The sequence below is a fragment of the Oleiphilus sp. HI0125 genome, from assembly GCF_001635355.1.
The window spans coordinates 1-931 of record NZ_LWGF01000756.1 but is presented as its reverse complement, the minus strand read 5'-3'; the positions used below and the strand labels follow the sequence as shown (position 1 = coordinate 931).

General features: G+C 44.5%; 1 pseudogene. It reads left to right on the top strand.

Features of this window, described 5'->3' with window-relative positions:
• Positions 1–55 precede the first annotated feature (55 nt).
• Positions 56–931: pseudogene (locus A3762_RS11370) on the top strand (hypothetical protein); the annotation flags it as partial.

The following is a 931-nucleotide window of genomic DNA, read 5'->3' as shown; positions in this document are numbered from 1 at the left end:
CAAAAGATCGTTTTTAAAAAAGACCACTTTTACGATTGCGTTCAGGGGCAGTTGAATGAGCACGGCTCAAAATGGTGATGACAAGCAATGGCGTCAGCGCTATCTAAAACAAGTTGATGACAACGAAAACTTAAGCGAACGCTATCGTGAGCATGTTGAGTTGCTTCAGCGTATTGTCTCGCGTTTATGTTTAAGTGTTGATGAGTCGAACCCTGAATTTCATTCCGAAATCAGAGACCTACGCCGCAAGCTCAAAGGCGAGTTAAGTTCTTTGCCAAGTCTAGCTGAATCGCTAGCTGAGATTGATCGTCGTTTTTTAGCAGACCGATCAGATGAGCACTTGCGTGTCTCCTTGCCTGAATCAACAGGAACAAACCTCCATAAACCAAGTGTCTTTGAAAAAGGAAAGCATTGGGTTGAAGGGGTCTTCAATAAAATGAAAGGTCAGCATCATAGCGAAACGATCGAAACAAGAATTGAAGTTGTTCCTGATGATTTCATAGAGCTTCCGGGGGCCGCCAAACTCAAAGAAGTACTTGAGTCGACGCCCGGTTACGGCGCAATCGCGAGCAAAGTGGCTGATATTTTAAATGCATTGCTCAGCCAACTAAGCTACCCAGAAAGTGCGCAACAAGATCTACAAGCCTTGCGATTACGCATTGCTAGTCGAGTCAACTGGTATGAACTGCCTCCAACATTAGAAGATCTAAGTAATCTGATCATCGCGTCAATGGGGAAAGGCCAGCGTCAGTTTGATACCTTTTTGCATGAGTTGGATCAACAACTTCAGGTGATGACAGATTTCTTATCAGGGCATGATGAGAGAGATCAAACGTGGTTGGACTTGAGTAAACAACTTGAACAGAGCGTGAATGAAAAACGCATCGCGCTTGAATTGAATGCCGATGGGCAGCCTATCCCTGAACTTGAA